Genomic DNA, 18,318 nt, shown 5'->3' with positions numbered 1-18,318 from the left:
AGGTGCTGAGACGCTAAGTTTTATAAAAATAGGTTCTTGAATTCTTGAGTTTCTGATAATATTAAGAATCATTCCTTAACTCTGATGTTTTATTTTATGAAATAAACAGTAAAAAAGTTTATACATTTACGAATGTAAACTTAGAAGCTCAGCATCTAAGAAACTTAGTAACTTAATAAAAATGAACTTCCTTGCACACATTTATTTATCTGGTGATAACGATTTGATAAAAATCGGAAACTTTATGGCGGATGGAATAAGGGGAAAACATTTTGAAAAATATCCTCTAGAAATCCAAAAAGGAATTGTTTTACATCGCTTTATTGATACTTATACCGATGCACATCCTGTTTTTAGAGAAAGTACCAAACGTTTGCATCAAAATTATCATCATTATGCAGGCGTAATTGTAGATGTTTTTTATGATCATTTTTTGGCCAAAAATTGGAGTAATTTTTCAGGTGAATCCTTAGTAGACTTCACTGAAAATTTTTATCAATCTTTACGTGATAATTATGATATTTTATCCGAAAGAACCAAGGGCATGATGCCTTATATGATTGAATACAATTGGTTAGTAAGTTACCAAACCGTTGAGGGAATCAGTAGAATTTTGACACAAATGGATAGTAGAACTAAAAACGAGTCGAAAATGCGGTTTTCTCCAAATGAACTTGTTGCATATTATTCCGAATTTGAACAAGAATTTACAACTTTTTTCGAAGATTTAAGAATTGAATCCAAACTAAAATTAATAACGTTATGAAAAAAAGTATTCTTCTTTTTTTAATCAGCATAAGTTTAAACTGTTTTGCTCAAAAGGTGATTAATAGCAGGAATGGACTCGTTGTTGACAAAGCAATGGTGGTTTCAGCACGAGAAGAAGCTTCTAAAATTGGAGGAGAAATTATGCAAAAAGGAGGAAATGCTTTCGATGCCATGGTAGCCACCGAATTGGCTTTGGCAGTTGCCTATCCGTACGCAGGAAATCTTGGTGGTGGCGGTTTTATGGTATTTCGAAAAGCCAATGGAGATATTGGCTCACTAGACTATAGAGAAAAAGCACCTTTGGCCGCTACCAAAAATATGTTTCAAGATAAAGACGGAAATGTTATTAAAGGAAAAAGTACCGAAACGGCTCTTGCAATTGGTATTCCCGGAACCATTGCTGGAATTTTTGCCGTTCATGATAAATATGGTTCAATGTCAATGAATGAAATTTTGAGACCCGTTATTGCATTGGCCGAAAAAGGGGTTGTTGTTACCCGAAGACAAGAAAAAAGGCTGAATGATTACAGAGAATCTATTATTAAAGCAAATGGAGTAAATACCAAATTTGCCACTGTTTACAAAGAAAAGGACACCATTAAATATCCTGTTTTGGCCCAAACATTAAAAAGGATTGCCAAAAATGGTCGAAATGAATTTTACAAAGGACAAACCGCCAAAACTTTAGTAAAATACCTTCAAGGAAAAGGTTCAATTATAACGATGAAAGATTTGGCAAAATATGAGGCTAAATGGAGAACTCCTCTTTCTTTTAAGTATAAAGATTTAAACGTAATTTCGATGTCCCCACCAAGCAGTGGCGGTATTTGTCTGGCACAGATTTTTAAAATGATTGAGCCTTATGACTTATCCAAGATGGGGCACAATTCGGATGAATCAATTCAACTTATTGTAGAAGCCGAACGCAGAGCCTATGCCGATAGAAGTTATTTTCTAGGCGATCCTGATTTTGTAAAAATTCCGTTAAAAGCTTTGATGGCTGATGATTATTTAAAAGAAAGAATGTCAAGTTTTAATGTAAGTAAGGCAACTTTATCCTCTGAAATTAAAGAAGGGACAGTTAACTATAATGAAAGTACAGAGACAACCCACTACTCTATTGTTGATCCTTTTGGGAATGCAATTGCAGCAACTACAACTCTAAATGATGGATATGGTTCCAAGTATTATTGTGACGAATTGGGCTTTTTTCTAAACAATGAAATGGACGACTTTAGTTCTAAACCCGGCGAACCCAATATGTTTGGATTAGTAGGAAATGAAGCCAACAGTATAGCTCCGCAAAAAAGAATGCTGAGTTCAATGACTCCCACAATAGTCGAAAAAAAAGGAAAATTGTTTATGATTGTGGGATCACCTGGAGGATCAACTATTATAACTTCTGTTTTACAAACTATTCTCAATGTATACGAATACAATTTAGGAATGCAAGAAGCGGTAAATGCACCGAGATTTCATCATCAATGGCTACCAGATATTATTACTTTTGAGCCAAACACATTTGATACGAATACTTTTGAAAAATTAAAAGGCAAAGGATACATCATCAACGAAAAAACGACTCCTGTAATCGGAAAAGTTGATGCTATTTTAGTTCTTCCAGATGGTAAAATAGAAGGAGGTGCCGATTTTAGAGGTGATGATAAAGCCGTTGGATTCTAGTCATTGGATTGTATAAAGGACTGCAATTTTATACATTGCTTGGTTATAAAATTGCATTAGATTCTTGACTCTGCACAATAAATTCTGTGTTTCTTTGAGTAAAAAATAATTTCAGCTAACAGTTTAAAATTTAGAAATTTCAAATTATAATAAACTTTTCTGTTTAACTTGAAAGTGCAAACATTTAGTATACAACTATTTAATTAAAATTAAATTCTTTTTTTCAATTAAAACAAAATAGCTTTTATTTAGTGGGTTTTCTTTTATTAAATTTGCTTTTAAAAATGGAATAAAATGTCTGAAAATCAATCTTCAAAAGATAATAATGCAAGTACTTCTCAAAACAACAATAAAGCTAGAAATAAAAAAATTGCTTTACTAATTGGCGGATTATTTGTCCTTGGTTTAATAATCATCCCAAGGGTTTGGGCAAAATTTCATAAAAAAGAAATTGTATGTCTCAATAATCAAACTGCCATTTATGAAAAATACAAGGATGCTGTGGTTCTTGTCAAACATACATATGCTTTGGAAATTTCTATTAAAGGATCTGAACCATTTCAAATTACAGTGGATGATAGTTCATTACAAGAAAAAACAATTTCTGGGACCGGTTTTTTTGTTTCTGAGGACGGAAAAATTGTTACCAATCATCATGTAGCCGAACCATGGAAATATACTGAAAATAAATCGGAAGATTTTAGTGAATTAAAAGACCACATTGCTGCTGTTCTACCAGATTCTATTGATAAAAATGACTATAAAACGTATCTCGAATCCCATTGGAATGAGTATTATGGAAATGAAGGAGAGGAAGATTATTCTGAAGAAGATGCTCCTGTAGCAACAACTACACCAGTTGCCAATGTGGACTCTTCAAGTGTAAACACGGAAGTAAATGACTTAATATCTGATAATCAATCAGAAGAAAAAGCAATCACAAGCCAAATTACCTATACAAAACTTGAAGATGTAGAGATTGTTCCTAAAACAGTTGAAATAAGTGTGGCATTACATGGTTCTAAAGATGATTGGTTGCAATGTAAAGTCCTAAAAATTGCTGATGGTGATGAAGTTGATGTAGCAATTTTACAACTTTCAAGCGAAACCTTACCTGCTTCTGTATCCGATATTGTCGATTTGGATAATGCCGTAAAAGATGATGCTTCATTAAAACCTGGCACCAATGCTATTTTAATTGGTTACCCAATGGGATTACAACTGGCCAATACCCGTAGAGGAATTAAAGTTCAAGTTTATGAAGGGCAAATCAATAAAGAGTCTGATGGTGTAAGTATTCAATATAATGTTACCTCTACACATGGAGCTAGTGGTTCACCTGTTTTTAATGAATGTGGACAACTTATTGCTATCAATTATGCTGGATATGACGAGGCGCAAGGATATAATTTTGGAATTGTTGCAAAACACGCCATGTCTTTGATGCAATAACTACACTTTTTCAAAACAACTTTAAACAAAACAATTTAGAATACCGTTAACCCGATTTCAGAATTAGACTTTATTTCGAAGCTACATTATGCAATAAAAAATTACTGCCCGTGTACTATTTATATAAATGCAAGACGTTTGTCTTTACTATTTAAAAATAATACAAAGTGCCATGTTTTGAATATGATTCCGGACATTGTAGTCTTCTCTTGCAAATTTTAGATTAAAAAATAGCTATAGATTTAAACGGTATTTTATTTACAAAAAATAATATTTTTCAAAAGATTATACTTTTTTAGGTAATCATAAAAATAAAAATACTAATTTCATTAGTGAATTTATTTTTCATAATAATTAAATTCTAATTTTTTAAACCAACACAATGTACTCCAATATAAAAAGATTATTCGATATTCCTGTCTATCAAAAAAACAACAAGGCCTTACTTCATGCTTTCAATACAAAAGAAAATGGAGTTTGGCAAAGAGAATCTACAATCTCTTTTTTAGAAAAAGCACAAATATTGAGTAAAGCATTATTAGAAATTGGAGTACAAAAAGATGATAAAATAGCCATAGTAACACATTTAAATTGCACACAATGGCATCTTGTGGATATGGCCGTTCAACAGGTAGGTGCTATATTGGTACCCATCTATCCTACTGTTTCAAATGCCGATTTTGAATATATTCTAAATCATGCCGAGGTTAAATTTTGTTTTGTATCAGATGTGGAATTATTAGATAAAATTGAAGAAATTAAAGGTTTAGTTCCTTCTCTTCAGGAAATTTTTGGTTTTAAAAAATTCAAAAATTGTAGAAATTTAGCAGTTTTACATCAAATAGGTAAAATTAGCACTCGTGACTCTGAGCTAGAAAATATAAAAAACTCAATTCAAACGGAAGATTTAGTAACCATTATATATACTTCTGGAACAACTGGAAAGCCAAAAGGAGTAATGCTATCACATCGTAATTTGATTTCAAACATTATCTATATTTCGGATTGCATGCCCAAAAATGTAAAAAGAGCATTGAGCTTTCTACCTATTTGTCATGTTTTTGAACGAATGGGATTGTATCGTTTTCAATTGGATTCAGTCGAGATCTATTTTGCCGAATCAATTGATAAAATAGGAGAAAATGCTCAGGATATAAAGCCCGAAATAATGACAGTTGTTCCTAGAATGATTGAGAAAATTTATGACAAAATCCTTTCTAAAGCCAATGAACTAGGAAAAATAAAAAGATTAATTTTTGACTGGTCTTTGCACTTAGCCAATCAATACGAGCCATTTGAAGAAAAATCATTTTGGTATAATTTTAAATTAAAGATAGCTAGAAAACTAATTTTCCAAAGATGGAAAGATGCTCTTGGTGGAGAAATCAAAGCATTAATTTGCGGAAGCGCACCATTACAAACCAAATTAATTAAAATTTTTGATGCTGCTGGTATTCCTATTTTAGAAGGATACGGAATGACCGAAACGGCTCCAATTATTTCTGGACCGCAATGGAAAAAAGGTGAATATAAAGTAGGATCTGTTGGTAAACCATTAAAGAATATGGAATTACGAATAGCAGATGATGGTGAAATTTTAGTTAAAGGAGAAAATGTAATGATGGGATATTACAAAGAAAAAGAATTAACTGCTGAAAACTTTACTGCAGATGGTTTTTTTAAAACTGGAGATATCGGACATTTAGATAGTGAAGGATTCCTGAAAATTACCGATAGAAAAAAAGAAATGTTCAAAACCTCAGGAGGTAAATATGTTGCGCCACAAGTTATTGAAAACAAATTAAAAGCATCCAACTTTATCGAAGAAGCTATTGTAGTTGGTGCTGGCGAAAAAATGCCATGTGCTTTAATTGTTCCCGATTTTGATTTTATCAAATCATGGATTATTACAAAAAAATATGACACTATTGACGTTACTTCTTTTCAAAGTATTGTTGAAAACAAAATTATAAAAGACAGAATTAATGAAGAAATAGAATCAGTAAATTCTAATTTAGGCAATTGGGAACAAATAAAAAGGCATACTTTATTACCTGCAGTTTGGTCCATTGATACTGGTGAATTGACACCAACTTTAAAATTAAAAAGGACAGTTATTATGGAAAAGTACAAAGCAATTTATGAAAAATTGTATGGTCGCTATTAGAAATTAATATTTACAATTCTTATTGCTTTTTTTAATAATTTTATAAAGATCAATTTTTGTGTAAAACAATCTTCAAAAAATAAATGTTTAAAAAATATATTTCAAAAATAGAAAACATTATTGCTTTATCACAATCGTTATTAACACCGAAGCAATTTATATTTTTATCCAGTGTTTTAGTTGGAATTTCATCTGCTTTGGCAGTAATTATTCTAAAAACTTTTGCGCACTGGGTTTTTAGATTTGCCACTTATGTCACTATTCATACAAACTTTCTTAAAGTTGGTTTTTTAAAAATAATGTTGCCAATTATTGGGATAATGCTGACTGTATTTGTTGTAAAACGGTTTTTGGGAGGAACTATAGAAAAAGGAACATCACAAATCTTATATGCTGTAGCCAAAAAAGCAAGTATTATCCCAAGAAAACAAATGTACGCTCAAATTCTTACCAGTTCCCTTACTGTTGGTTTAGGAGGTTCAGCGGGACTTGAAAGTCCCATAGTTATTACTGGAGCTGCATTTGGTTCTAATTATGCCCAAAAATACAAATTACATTATAAAGACCGAACCTTACTCATAGGTTGTGGTGTAGCCGCTGGGATAGCGGCAGCTTTTAACGCGCCGATCGCAGGAGTACTTTTTGCCGTTGAAGTTTTATTGGTAGATGTTAGTATTTCGGCGTTTACACCAATTATGATTGCTGCCGCAACAGGAGCATTAGTATCGGCAATTGCTTTAGACGAATCCATATTATTAAATTTCACCAGTCGTCAAACTTTTAATTACCACAACACACCCTATTATATACTTCTTGGCTTGTTTACAGGATTTGTAGCTGTATTTTACGCACGTAATTTTCAAAGGACAGAACATTTTTTTAGTCACATACGATTATCTACCTACAAAAAAGCTCTTTTTGGCGCATCCATATTAGCCCTTTTGATATTTATTTTTCCAACACTTTTTGGTGAAGGATACGAAAGCATACGATCATTATCAGATAGTGACCCTGGTGAATTATTAGAAAATACCCTTTTTAGAGGATTTAGAAATAACAGTTGGGCATTATTGGCATTTGTTGGATGTTCATTTTTGCTAAAAGCCTTTGCAACCGGCATAACGTTGGGGAGTGGCGGTAATGGAGGGAATTTTGCTCCTTCCCTATTTTTAGGTTCTTACGTTGGCTTTTTCTTTTCTAAATTTTTGAATTTAACAGGTTTAACCAATTTACCCATTAGTAACTTTACCATGGTTGGTATGGCAGGTATTTTGAGTGGATTGTTTCATGCACCACTAACGGCCATTTTCTTAATAGCCGAAATTACAGGAGGTTACGGATTAATGATCCCCTTAATGATAGTATCATCCATAAGTTTTGCCATTTCAAAACGATTTGAAGTACATTCTCTGGATGTTAAGGGATTGGCCAAAAAAGGACATGCTTTTACGAGCAATAAAGACGCCAATGTACTATCGACTTTAGACACAAACGCCATTATACATAGAGATTATCTTACCATATCACCCGATGAAAATCTTGAGAAATTAGTAGATTTAATATCGCATTCCAATCAAGTTATTTTCCCTGTAGTTTCAAAAGAGAATAAACTATTAGGAATCGTACATTTTAATGATGTTCGGGAAATTATTTTCAATTCGTATCGTGTAAAATATACTTTGGTGAAAGAAATTATGGTGCAACCTACTGCCGTTATTTACCCTTTCAATAATATGGAAGTAGTTATGAATAAATTCGAATCCTCAAGAAAAGCCTATCTTCCTGTTATTAGTGACGATAAATATTATGGCTTTATATCCAAATCCGAAGCTCTGGAAGCCTATAGAACCAAGTTAAAATCGATGACAATAGAATAATTTGGGCGTGACCCTGTTGTGTACATGGGCTAATATTCGTGCCGCTTATAGGCCCATGTACACAACAGCGTCGGGCTATCACGAGCGCTATGGCGCCTTGCTCTATCCCTCACGCATACCTAAGACCTTTACAACAAACAAAACGATTTTCTTTATTTCAAGAACATAGAAATCGTCAATCTTAAATCAAAACGCAACCCTGTTTTTTAACACAATCTTCCATACTGTTCTATTAAAAGTAGCAATCAAAATGGTAACTTTGCTTTTTTGCAAAAATTATGCTAGATACAAACAATACGATTGAAGTTCAAGGTGCCCGAGTTCACAATCTTAAAAATATAGATGTTTCCATTCCCAGAGAAAAACTGGTAGTTATTACCGGACTTTCGGGCTCGGGAAAATCCTCTTTGGCATTTGATACTATTTATGCCGAAGGGCAACGCCGTTATGTAGAAACATTTTCGGCTTATGCGAGGCAATTTCTTGGTGGTTTAGAACGTCCCGATGTCGACAAAATTGATGGCCTCTCCCCTGTTATTGCTATTGAACAAAAAACAACCAGCAAAAGTCCACGTTCTACAGTAGGAACGATTACCGAAATTTATGATTTCCTGCGTTTGCTTTATGCCCGTGGTGCCGATGCTTACAGCTACAATACCGGCGAAAAAATGGTTTCGTATTCGGATGATCAGATTAAAGATTTAATTATTCAGGATTTTACTGGGAAAAGAATAAACATACTTGCTCCGGTCATCCGTGCCAGAAAAGGACATTATGCGGAACTTTTTCAGCAAATAACCAAACAAGGCTTCCTCAAAGTTCGTATAAATGGCGAAATCAGGGAAATTACAACAGGAATGAAACTCGATCGCTACAAAACCCATGATATAGAAATTGTAGTTGATCGTATCGAGGTAGCTCCCCTTTCGGGGGCGGCTGAGGAAAAAAGGCTGTCCGAAAGTATTAATACAGCCATGCATCACGGCGAAAATGTATTGATGGTTTTAGACCAAGATACCAATGAAGTACGCTATTTCAGTCGGAATTTGATGTGTCCAAGTACTGGAATATCCTATCAAAATCCGGAGCCCAATTTATTTTCGTTCAATTCGCCAAAAGGGGCCTGCGAGCACTGCAACGGATTGGGAACTGTCAATCAAATTAATGTTGACAAAATTATTCCAAACCCTAAATTATCCATCAAAGCTGGTGGTTTTGCACCTTTGGGCGAATACAAATCATCTTGGATGTTCAAGCAATTGGAAATAATAGGTGAAAAATATAGTTTTAAATTGACCGATGCCATCGAAAAAATTCCTGCAGAAGCAATGGAAATGATTTTGAACGGTGGGAAAGAAAAATTCACCATCAATTCTGAAATTTTAGGAGTTGCCAGAGATTATAAAATTGATTTTGAAGGGATTTCCCATTTTATAAAAAACCAACACGATGAAAGTGGTTCAACAATAATAAAACGATGGGCTTCGGCTTTTATGGATGAAGTAAAATGTCCTATTTGCGAAGGTTCTCGTTTGAAAAAAGAAGCCAACTATTTTAGAATCTACGAAAAAAGCATATCCGAATTGTGTGATATGGATATTTCGGATTTAACGGTTTGGTTTTTGGAATTAGATCAACATTTATCCGATAAACAAAAAAGAATTGCAACCGAAGTAATCAAGGAAATCAAAGATCGATTGGCTTTTTTGATGAATGTAGGTTTGGATTATTTGGCTTTGAGTCGAAGTTCCAAATCGCTTTCGGGTGGTGAGGCACAACGCATACGATTGGCGACACAAATTGGGTCACAGTTGGTCGGCGTTTTGTACATTTTGGATGAACCAAGTATAGGATTGCACCAAAGAGACAATGACAAATTGATTCATTCCTTGGAACAATTGCGCGACATCGGAAATTCTGTAATTGTGGTAGAACATGATAAAGACATGATCGAAAGAGCCGATTATGTAATTGATATTGGTCCCAAAGCAGGGAAATTTGGAGGAGAAATCATCAGTATTGGAACTCCTGCCGAAACATTGGCATCGGATACGATAACAGCTCAGTATTTGAATGGAAAAATGAAGTTGGAAATACCGACAAAACGTCGTGAAGGAAATGGTAAATTTCTAAAACTATCAGGAGCCACAGGAAATAACCTAAAAAATGTGACGGTTGATTTGCCGTTGGGCAAAATGATTTGTGTGACTGGCGTTTCTGGTAGTGGCAAATCGACTTTGATCAATGAAACCCTCTACCCTATTTTGAACGCCTATTATTTTAATGGCGTAAAAATTCCAAAACCTTATAAAAAAATTGAAGGTTTAGAACATATCGACAAAGTGATTGATATTGACCAAAGTCCGATTGGACGAACACCGCGTTCGAATCCTGCTACGTACACTGAGGTTTTTACCGAAATCCGTAATTTATTCACAATGACCCCCGAGAGTATGATTCGAGGATATAAAGCAGGTCGTTTTAGTTTTAATGTCAAAGGCGGGCGTTGCGAAACTTGTGAAGGTTCTGGAGTTCGAACCATAGAAATGAATTTTTTGCCCGATGTCTATGTAGAATGTGAAACCTGCCAAGGTAAACGTTTCAATAGAGAAACATTGGAGATTCGCTATAAAGGGAAATCCATTTCGGATGTATTGAATATGACTGTTGATGAGGCAGTTCCGTTCTTTGAAATGATTCCAAAAATTTATAGAAAAGTAAAAACGATTCAGGATGTTGGTTTGGGTTATATTACACTTGGACAACAAAGCACTACACTTTCTGGTGGTGAAGCACAACGCATCAAACTAGCAGGAGAATTATCCAAGAAAGATACTGGAAACACGTTTTATATTCTGGACGAACCAACAACAGGTTTGCATTTTGAAGACATACGAGTGTTGATGGATGTGATCAACAAATTGGTAGACAAAGGAAATACCATCTTGATTATCGAGCATAATATGGACGTTATCAAACTAGCCGATTATATTATTGACATCGGTCCCGAAGGCGGAAAAGGTGGCGGACAGCTTGTCGCCAAAGGTACGCCAGAGGAAATTATAAAAAATAAAAAAAGCTATACAGCGCAGTTTTTGAAAAAAGAGTTAGCTTAGTGTTTAGCTTTGTCAAAGTTTTGAACTTTGACAAAGATTAATTTTTAAACCAAAAGTTAAATTGAAAACGGATGCCCTAGCCCAGATAGAAACGGTATCCTTTTCTTGTCTCGTTTTTTTTTAACGAGACAAGAAAAGATACAAGTGGATAGCTGGAAATAGCTCCTAAATAAATAATTAAATATGAGATTAGAAGATTTTGATAATGATGAAGATAAAGTAATTCAAGATAAACTGAAAAGAAAAACTTGGAATGAGATACGAACCAATGATAGTTGGGCAATTTTTAAAATCATGTCCGAGTTTGTAAATGGATATGATACGATGAGCCGCATAGGGCCTTGTGTGACTATCTTTGGATCGGCGAGGATAAAACCAGAAGGCCAATACTATTTACTGGCTGAAAAAATTGCTTTCAAAATCAGTAAAGCAGGCTATGGAGTGATTACTGGTGGCGGTCCAGGAATTATGGAAGCGGGTAACAAAGGAGCGCATTTGGGTGGTGGAACTTCGGTGGGATTGAATATCGAATTGCCATTTGAGCAACATTTTAACCCTTATATTGACCGAGATAAAAATCTAAATTTTGATTATTTCTTTGTTCGAAAAGTGATGTTTGTCAAATATTCGCAAGGATTTGTGGTGATGCCTGGAGGTTTTGGAACAATGGACGAATTATTCGAAGCGATTACTTTAATTCAAACCAAAAAAATAGGTAGATTTCCAATAATATTAGTAGGAACAAAGTTTTGGTCGGGATTAATCGATTGGATAAAAACAGTGCTGATAGAAAGAGAACATACAGTAAGTGCCGAAGATTTGAATTTATTTAAACTCGTGGATACCGAAGATGAAGTAGTTGATGTTTTGGATAAATTCTATAAAAAATATGATTTGAGTCCAAATTTTTGATAGAGAGAGCCGTTATAAAGATGGCTCTTTTTTTTGCAATATTTTGACTAAAAATACTTAACTTTTCTTAATATTTTGTAAATTGTATTAGTTTTATAACTTTTCGGTTAACTTATACATCCCCAAATTGAAAACTTGCCATAAAATCGTATTCCTTATTGTTTTATTGGTTTTCCAAAAACAATATGCACAGCATCACTCCAAGATGTCTGTTGTTGTAGATATGGATGCTAAAACACTAACAATTGACCAAGAAATTACTTTTTACAATCAGACAAATGATACTTTAACGTCTATACTATTAAACGATTGGAATAATGCTTTTTCTGAAAAATACAGTCCACTTGGAAAACGTTTTTCGGACGAATTTTATAATAAGTTTCATATGGCGCTTGAAAAAGATTGCGGAGGAACTATCAATTTATACATAGAGGATGAAGATAAAAATGCTTTTGTATGGGAAAGAATCAAACAAAATCCTGATTATATTAAAGTCCTATTAAAAAGAACAGTACTTCCAAACCAAAAAATAAAACTGCATCTTTCGTATGTATCAAAAATTCCTAGTGAAAAATTCACCAAGTATGGTCATTTTGAAAGTTACGGAATGCATCTCAAGAACTGGTTCCTTACACCTGCCCGTTATGAGGAACACCAATTTGTAAAATACAGTAACGAAAATCTTGATGATATTGCCAATGCAGTTTCTGATTTTGATATTGATATAAAAATACCACTAAAAAATGCAATAACTTCGGATTTAGCAATTACCAATTTGGCAAAAACAGAATTTGAAACACATGTCAACCTATCGGGTAAAAACAGAGCTGATATTGATATTATTATAGAAAAAGAATCCAGTTATAAAAGTTATACAATTGGTGACTTGGAAGTCATGACTAATATTAGTTCAGGGAGATTTAGTGACTCTTTGAAGTTTGCAATCATTAAAAAAGTTGTTGATTTTACAAGTAATAACATCGGAAAATTTCCGTTTGAAAAAATTATCATTTCAGAGGCCGATTATGAAAAAAATCCATTTTACGGATTGAATCAATTGCCTAAATTCATGCGTCCTTTTAACTCTGATTTTATATTTGAGATTAAATTTTTAAAAACCTATTTGAATAATTATCTTAGAAATAGTTTACGCATAGATGCCAGAAAAGACAATTGGATTTTTGATGGAATTCAAGTCTATACCATCATGAATTATATTGACCAATACCATCCCGAAAGTAAAATGATGGGATCGGCATCAAAATACTATTTACTCAAAGGATTTAAAATGGCCCAAACTGATTTTAATGAACAGTTTAGTTATTATTCTATGCTGATGTCAAGAAAAAATTTAGATCAACCACTTAATGCTCCAAAAAATACATTAATTAAATACAATGTTCAGATTGCCAATAAATACAAAGCAGGCTTAAGTTTTGAATACTTAGATGATTATCTGGGGCAAAATTTAGTTTCTTCGGGTATTCAACAATTTTATGCACTTAACCAACAAGGGCAAACAAGTAGAAAAGATTTTGAAAACATTTTAAAATCAAAAGCCTCCAATAACATCGATTGGTTTTTTAAATATATTGTTGATAGCCGTGAGCTAATTGATTATAAATTTGGTGATGTAACGAAGACCAATGACAGTATTACTTTCATCGTGAAAAACAAAAGAGTCCCTTTGGTTCCAATGCCGATATTTGGAATTAAAGACAAGCAGGTTATTTTTAAAAAGTGGCTGGAACCCAATGAAATCGATACTACATTGACATTCGACAGAAAAAGTATTGACAAATTAGTTTTGAATTACAACAATGAAGTACCCGAATTCAATTTAAGAAACAATTGGAAATCATTGAAAACCTATTCGTTAAACCGTCCTTTGAAACTAACTTTTTTTGAAGATTTGGAAGATCCGCATTATTCACAATTATTTTATGTTCCTACTTTATTTTTCAATAAATATGATGGTTTTGCTCCTGGAATTAGTTTTTACAATTACAGTTTTTTTGACAAACCGTTTATGTTTGTTTTAAATCCAATGTATTCTATCAACACCAAATCGATTGTTGGGAGTTATTCATTGGCAGTAAATCAATATTTACGTGAAGGAAGACTGTACAATATTCGGTATTCCCTAAATGGTTCCTATTACCATTATGCTCCAGATGCAGCCTATTTGAAATTATACCCTAGTGTATCACTTTTTTTGAGAGAACCGAGCTATCGAGACAACAGAAAACAGGCTATAACTCTCAAATACAACATTATAAATAAAGAACCATCAGCCATTGTGATTGATAGTACAGATAATTATTCGATCTTGAATCTAAAATATTTTAATATAAAAACAGAAGTTACCAGTCATGTAAAATTTTTAACAGACGTCCAATTTTCAACTTATTTTGGTAAACTTTCGGCAGAAATGGAATATCGCAAATTATTTAATGACAAACGCTATTTGAATATTAGAGTATTTGCTGGAACTTTTTTATATAATACTAATGATACTCAAAAATATAATTTTGGTGTTTCAAGAGTTAATGATTATTTGTTTGATTATTCCGTTTATGCTCGATCTGATACAACAGGAATTTTGAGTCAGCAATATTTAATAGCGCAAGGAGGTTTTAAATCATTTGTAGAATCTTCAGAATCGAATCAATGGTTAGCAACCACAAATATCAGTTATAGCTTACTGTGGAATTGGGTTGATGCATATGCTGATTTTGGTGTTCTAAAAAACAAACGAGAACAAAATGAGTTTATTTATGATAGTGGAATACGCCTAAATTTGGTTCAAGATTACTTCGAATTGTACTTTCCGGTATATTCATCGAATGGATTTGAAGTTACTCAAAATAATTATAGTGAAAAAATACGATTTATCTTTGTTTTTAGCCCAAAATCATTAATTAATCTTTTTACCCGAAAATGGTTTTAATTCAAAATAAAAACTTTAATTTTTTGAACTATTAGTTGATTAATTAAGTTTAAATTTATTATATCGCAAAAATACATTCATTTTAGTGGAAATTATTTCATAAATAATTACAAAAATACAGAATCGTATAATGATATATACGTAGTTTTTAATTAGATTTGCACCACTAAAGTGATACTTTTAAAATTATGATAAAAGAGAAAGTCAATACTAGTTTAACATTTGAAGATTTTAAAACCGAAGTCTTAAATGATTACCGAATTGCCATAATAAGTCGAGAATGTAGTTTATTAGGCCGTAAAGAAGTATTAACTGGAAAAGCCAAGTTTGGCATATTTGGAGATGGAAAAGAAGTTCCACAACTTGCCATGGCCAAATGCTTTAAAAATGGAGACTTCCGCTCCGGTTATTATCGTGATCAGACTTTTATGATGGCAATTGGGGAATTAACCATAGAACAATTTTTTGCTGGTTTATATGGTCATACTGATATTGATCTTGAACCAATGTCAGCAGGAAGGCAAATGGGAGGTCATTTTGTAACCCATAGCTTAAACAAAGACGGTTCTTGGAAAAATTTAACACAACAAAAAAATTCCAGTGCAGACATCTCTCCTACTGCGGGTCAAATGCCTAGATTATTGGGATTAGCACAAGCTTCAAAAATATACCGAAACGTTTCTGGAATTCCTAATGCTGATCAATTTTCAATAAATGGAAATGAAATTGCATGGGGAACTATTGGAAATGCCAGTACTTCAGAAGGTTTGTTTTTTGAAACCATAAACGCTGCTGGAGTATTACAAGTGCCAATGGTAATGAGTGTTTGGGATGATGAGTACGGTATTTCAGTACATGCAAAGCATCAAACTACTAAGGAAAGCATTTCAGAAATCCTAAAAGGATACCAAAAAGAGGAAAACTCAAATGGTTTTGAAATATTAAAAGTGAAAGGTTGGGATTATGTAGATTTAATTGCAACTTATGAAAAAGCAGCCGAAATAGCTCGTGAAAATCATATTCCTGTTTTAATTCACGTTGATCAACTTACACAACCACAGGGACATTCCAGTTCTGGTTCACATGAACGATATAAAAATGCTGCCCGTTTAGCATGGGAAAAAGATTTTGACTGTATTCGTCAAATGAAATTATGGATGATTGCCATTAATATTGCATCACCAGAAGAAATTGATGCTATTGATTTAGATGCTAAAAAGGAAGTCTTTGAAGGCAAAAAAGCGGCTTGGAATGCTTTTATTAGTCCAATTATTGAAGAACAAAATGAATTAGTGGCAATCTTGGAAAGAATAGCTGTAACAAGCTTCAAAAAAGATGAAATTCTAAAAACCGTTTCTAATTTAAAGAGTATTAAATCTCCTTTGAAAAAAGAAATAATAGTAGCTGCTCGTAAAACATTACGTTTACTAATCAATGAAGAAGATAAATTAGAATTATCGCGTTGGATCACTTATTACATCAAAAAAACACAACCTAAATTCAGTAGTAATTTATTTTCAGAATCCGATAAAAATGTGTTTTCGGTAAAAGAAGTTTTACCAGAATATTCAAATAATGCTGTCGCGGATACAGATGGTAGAATGATTTTAAGAGATAATTTTGATGCCATTTTTTCAAAATATCCTGAAACTTTAATTTTTGGTGAAGATGCTGGTAACATTGGAGATGTAAACCAAGGTCTTGAAGGAATGCAAGAAAAATATGGAGAATTACGCGTTGCCGATGTAGGAATTCGTGAAGCAACTATATTAGGTCAAGGAATTGGAATGGCATTAAGAGGCTTACGACCAATTGCCGAAATTCAGTATTTAGACTATCTTTTATATGCTATCCAAATCATGAGTGACGATTTGGCGACCTTACAATACAGAACAGTTGGTAGACAAAAAGCACCTCTTATTATTCGTACGAGAGGCCATCGATTAGAAGGAATTTGGCATTCAGGTTCACCTATGGGAATGATTATCAATGCTATCCGAGGAATTCACGTGTTAGTACCGAGAAACATGACACAAGCTGCCGGTTTTTATAATTCATTATTAGAATGTGACGAGCCAGCTTTGGTTATTGAATGTTTGAATGGTTACCGATTAAAAGAAAAAATGCCTTTGAATTATGGTGAATTCAAAACACCAATTGGTGTAGTCGAAACATTAAGAAAAGGAACAGACATAACACTTGTATCTTATGGATCAACACTCAGATTAGTAGAACAAGCTGCCAAAGAATTATTTGAAACCGGAATTGATTGTGAAGTTATCGATTTACAGTCATTACTTCCTTTTGACATCCATAGTGATATTGTAAAAAGTATTATAAAAACCAATCGTTTGTTGGTAATTGACGAAGATTTACCTGGAGGAGCATCAGCATATATTTTGCAACAAATTTTAGAAAAACAAGATGCTTACAATTATTTGGATAGCAAGCCCCAAACTTTGACAGCCAAAGCACATAGACCTGCTTATGGTACAGATGGTGATTATTTCTCTAAACCTTCTGCCGAAGATATTTATGAAAAAGTATATGAAATGATGCATGAAGTAAATCCCTCAAAATATCCAAGTTTATACTAAGAATAAAATATAATATTCAAAATCCCAATCTGCACCGGTTGGGATTTTTTTTATCTTTATTCAAAATTAGCACTATTCCAAAATGACTTCATTAGAAAATTTATTTTTAGATCTAAAAGACATCAAAGTTTTAGACAAAACTATTCCTTATACCCAATATACGCCTTTGAGCTTATCGGAATCTAATTTGGAATTATCCCAATTAGACATTTCAAATGCCTCAAAATTTGAAAGGTTCATCGAAAGCCATTTGGATAAAAACAAAGCAAGTGTAGCCTATGGTGGTTATAACGAAACACGAAATTTGTACAAACGAAGTACCGTATTTAAAAATAATAACTCGGAGGAACGAAACATTCACATTGGTTTGGATTTATGGATAAAAGCAGGAACCCCCGTTTTAGCAGCTCTGGATGGAAAAATTCACAGTTTTCAAAATAACAATAACTTGGGCGATTATGGTCCAACAATTATTCTGGAACACCAATTAAAAGATTATGTATTTTATACTTTATACGGTCACTTATCAGTAGAAAGTATTGCAACCCTTCGAGTTGGTGATGTTTTTACCAAAGGACAACAATTGGCAACATTAGGAAATGCTTCTGTAAATGGTGATTATGCTCCTCATTTGCATTTTCAAATCATTAAAAATATAGAAAATAACTTTGGAGATTATCCCGGTGTCTGTAGTACTTATAAACTACCTTATTATTTAAAAAACTGTCCAGATCCAAATTTGTTATTAAAAATATACTAAGCTATTTGCAACTTCCATTTATTGATACACTATAAA

At 33.1% G+C, this 18,318-nt stretch carries 10 protein-coding genes; all 10 read left to right on the top strand.

Features of this window, described 5'->3' with window-relative positions:
* Positions 1-181 precede the first annotated feature (181 nt).
* The 10 genes from OZP06_RS16030 to OZP06_RS15985 all read left to right on the top strand — a co-directional run bounded on the left by OZP06_RS16030 (position 182) and on the right by OZP06_RS15985 (position 18,282).
* Positions 182-766 carry an acyl carrier protein phosphodiesterase gene (locus OZP06_RS16030; RefSeq protein ID WP_269222764.1) on the top strand — a complete coding sequence of 195 codons (585 nt, stop codon included), beginning with the start codon at positions 182-184 and terminating at the stop codon, positions 764-766.
* Entirely contained in the window at positions 763-2,451 is a 1,689-nt protein-coding gene (gene ggt / locus OZP06_RS16025; protein ID WP_281323969.1) for a gamma-glutamyltransferase, read from the top strand. The genes OZP06_RS16030 and ggt overlap by 4 nt, the downstream gene beginning before the upstream one ends.
* 294 nt (positions 2,452-2,745) lie before the next feature.
* On the top strand, positions 2,746-3,903 hold the full coding sequence (locus tag OZP06_RS16020; RefSeq protein ID WP_281323968.1) for a serine protease: 1,158 nt from the start codon (positions 2,746-2,748) through the stop codon (positions 3,901-3,903).
* A gap of 382 nt (positions 3,904-4,285) precedes the next feature.
* Positions 4,286-6,070, top strand: a complete 1,785-nt coding sequence (locus OZP06_RS16015; protein WP_281323967.1) for a long-chain fatty acid--CoA ligase — start codon at positions 4,286-4,288, stop codon at positions 6,068-6,070.
* 83 nt (positions 6,071-6,153) lie between these two features.
* The gene (locus OZP06_RS16010; protein WP_281323966.1) at positions 6,154-7,947 is read left to right on the top strand and encodes a chloride channel protein; all 1,794 of its coding nucleotides are present in this window, start codon (positions 6,154-6,156) and stop codon (positions 7,945-7,947) included.
* A 278-nt stretch (positions 7,948-8,225) separates the two neighbouring features.
* A complete protein-coding gene (uvrA, locus tag OZP06_RS16005) occupies positions 8,226-11,063 on the top strand; it encodes an excinuclease ABC subunit UvrA (protein ID WP_281323965.1) in 2,838 nt (945 codons plus the stop codon).
* Between the two features lie 183 nt (positions 11,064-11,246).
* Positions 11,247-11,975 carry a TIGR00730 family Rossman fold protein gene (locus tag OZP06_RS16000; RefSeq protein ID WP_269222762.1) on the top strand — a complete coding sequence of 243 codons (729 nt, stop codon included), beginning with the start codon at positions 11,247-11,249 and terminating at the stop codon, positions 11,973-11,975.
* Between the two features lie 127 nt (positions 11,976-12,102).
* Positions 12,103-14,925: an aminopeptidase gene (locus tag OZP06_RS15995; RefSeq protein ID WP_348651436.1), complete on the top strand. Its 2,823-nt coding sequence runs from the start codon at positions 12,103-12,105 to the stop codon at positions 14,923-14,925.
* Between the two features lie 188 nt (positions 14,926-15,113).
* Positions 15,114-17,522, top strand: a complete 2,409-nt coding sequence (locus tag OZP06_RS15990) for an alpha-ketoacid dehydrogenase subunit alpha/beta (protein ID WP_269222758.1) — start codon at positions 15,114-15,116, stop codon at positions 17,520-17,522.
* An 82-nt stretch (positions 17,523-17,604) separates the two neighbouring features.
* Positions 17,605-18,282 (top strand): peptidoglycan DD-metalloendopeptidase family protein, encoded by a 678-nt coding sequence (locus tag OZP06_RS15985; protein WP_281323964.1) that lies wholly within the window; start codon positions 17,605-17,607, stop codon positions 18,280-18,282.
* Positions 18,283-18,318 lie beyond the last annotated feature (36 nt).

The sequence above is a fragment of the Flavobacterium sp. IMCC34518 genome, from assembly GCF_027111095.2.
GTDB lineage: Bacteria > Bacteroidota > Bacteroidia > Flavobacteriales > Flavobacteriaceae > Flavobacterium > Flavobacterium praedii.
Note: the sequence above shows the minus strand (reverse complement) of the source record. Positions and strands in the feature narration are given on the sequence as shown.

Bases quoted from the DNA above. Each gene is read 5' to 3' on its own strand.
- uvrA (WP_281323965.1), top strand. From the start codon at position 8,226: ATGCTAGATACAAACAATACGATTGAAGTTCAAGGTGCCCGAGTTCAC.
- OZP06_RS16015 (WP_281323967.1), top strand. From the start codon at position 4,286: ATGTACTCCAATATAAAAAGATTATTCGATATTCCTGTCTATCAAAAA.
- OZP06_RS16000 (WP_269222762.1), top strand. From the start codon at position 11,247: ATGAGATTAGAAGATTTTGATAATGATGAAGATAAAGTAATTCAAGAT.
- OZP06_RS16030 (WP_269222764.1), top strand. From the start codon at position 182: ATGAACTTCCTTGCACACATTTATTTATCTGGTGATAACGATTTGATA.
- OZP06_RS16020 (WP_281323968.1), top strand. From the start codon at position 2,746: ATGTCTGAAAATCAATCTTCAAAAGATAATAATGCAAGTACTTCTCAA.
- OZP06_RS15990 (WP_269222758.1), top strand. From the start codon at position 15,114: ATGATAAAAGAGAAAGTCAATACTAGTTTAACATTTGAAGATTTTAAA.
- ggt (WP_281323969.1), top strand. From the start codon at position 763: ATGAAAAAAAGTATTCTTCTTTTTTTAATCAGCATAAGTTTAAACTGT.
- OZP06_RS16010 (WP_281323966.1), top strand. From the start codon at position 6,154: ATGTTTAAAAAATATATTTCAAAAATAGAAAACATTATTGCTTTATCA.
- OZP06_RS15985 (WP_281323964.1), top strand. From the start codon at position 17,605: ATGACTTCATTAGAAAATTTATTTTTAGATCTAAAAGACATCAAAGTT.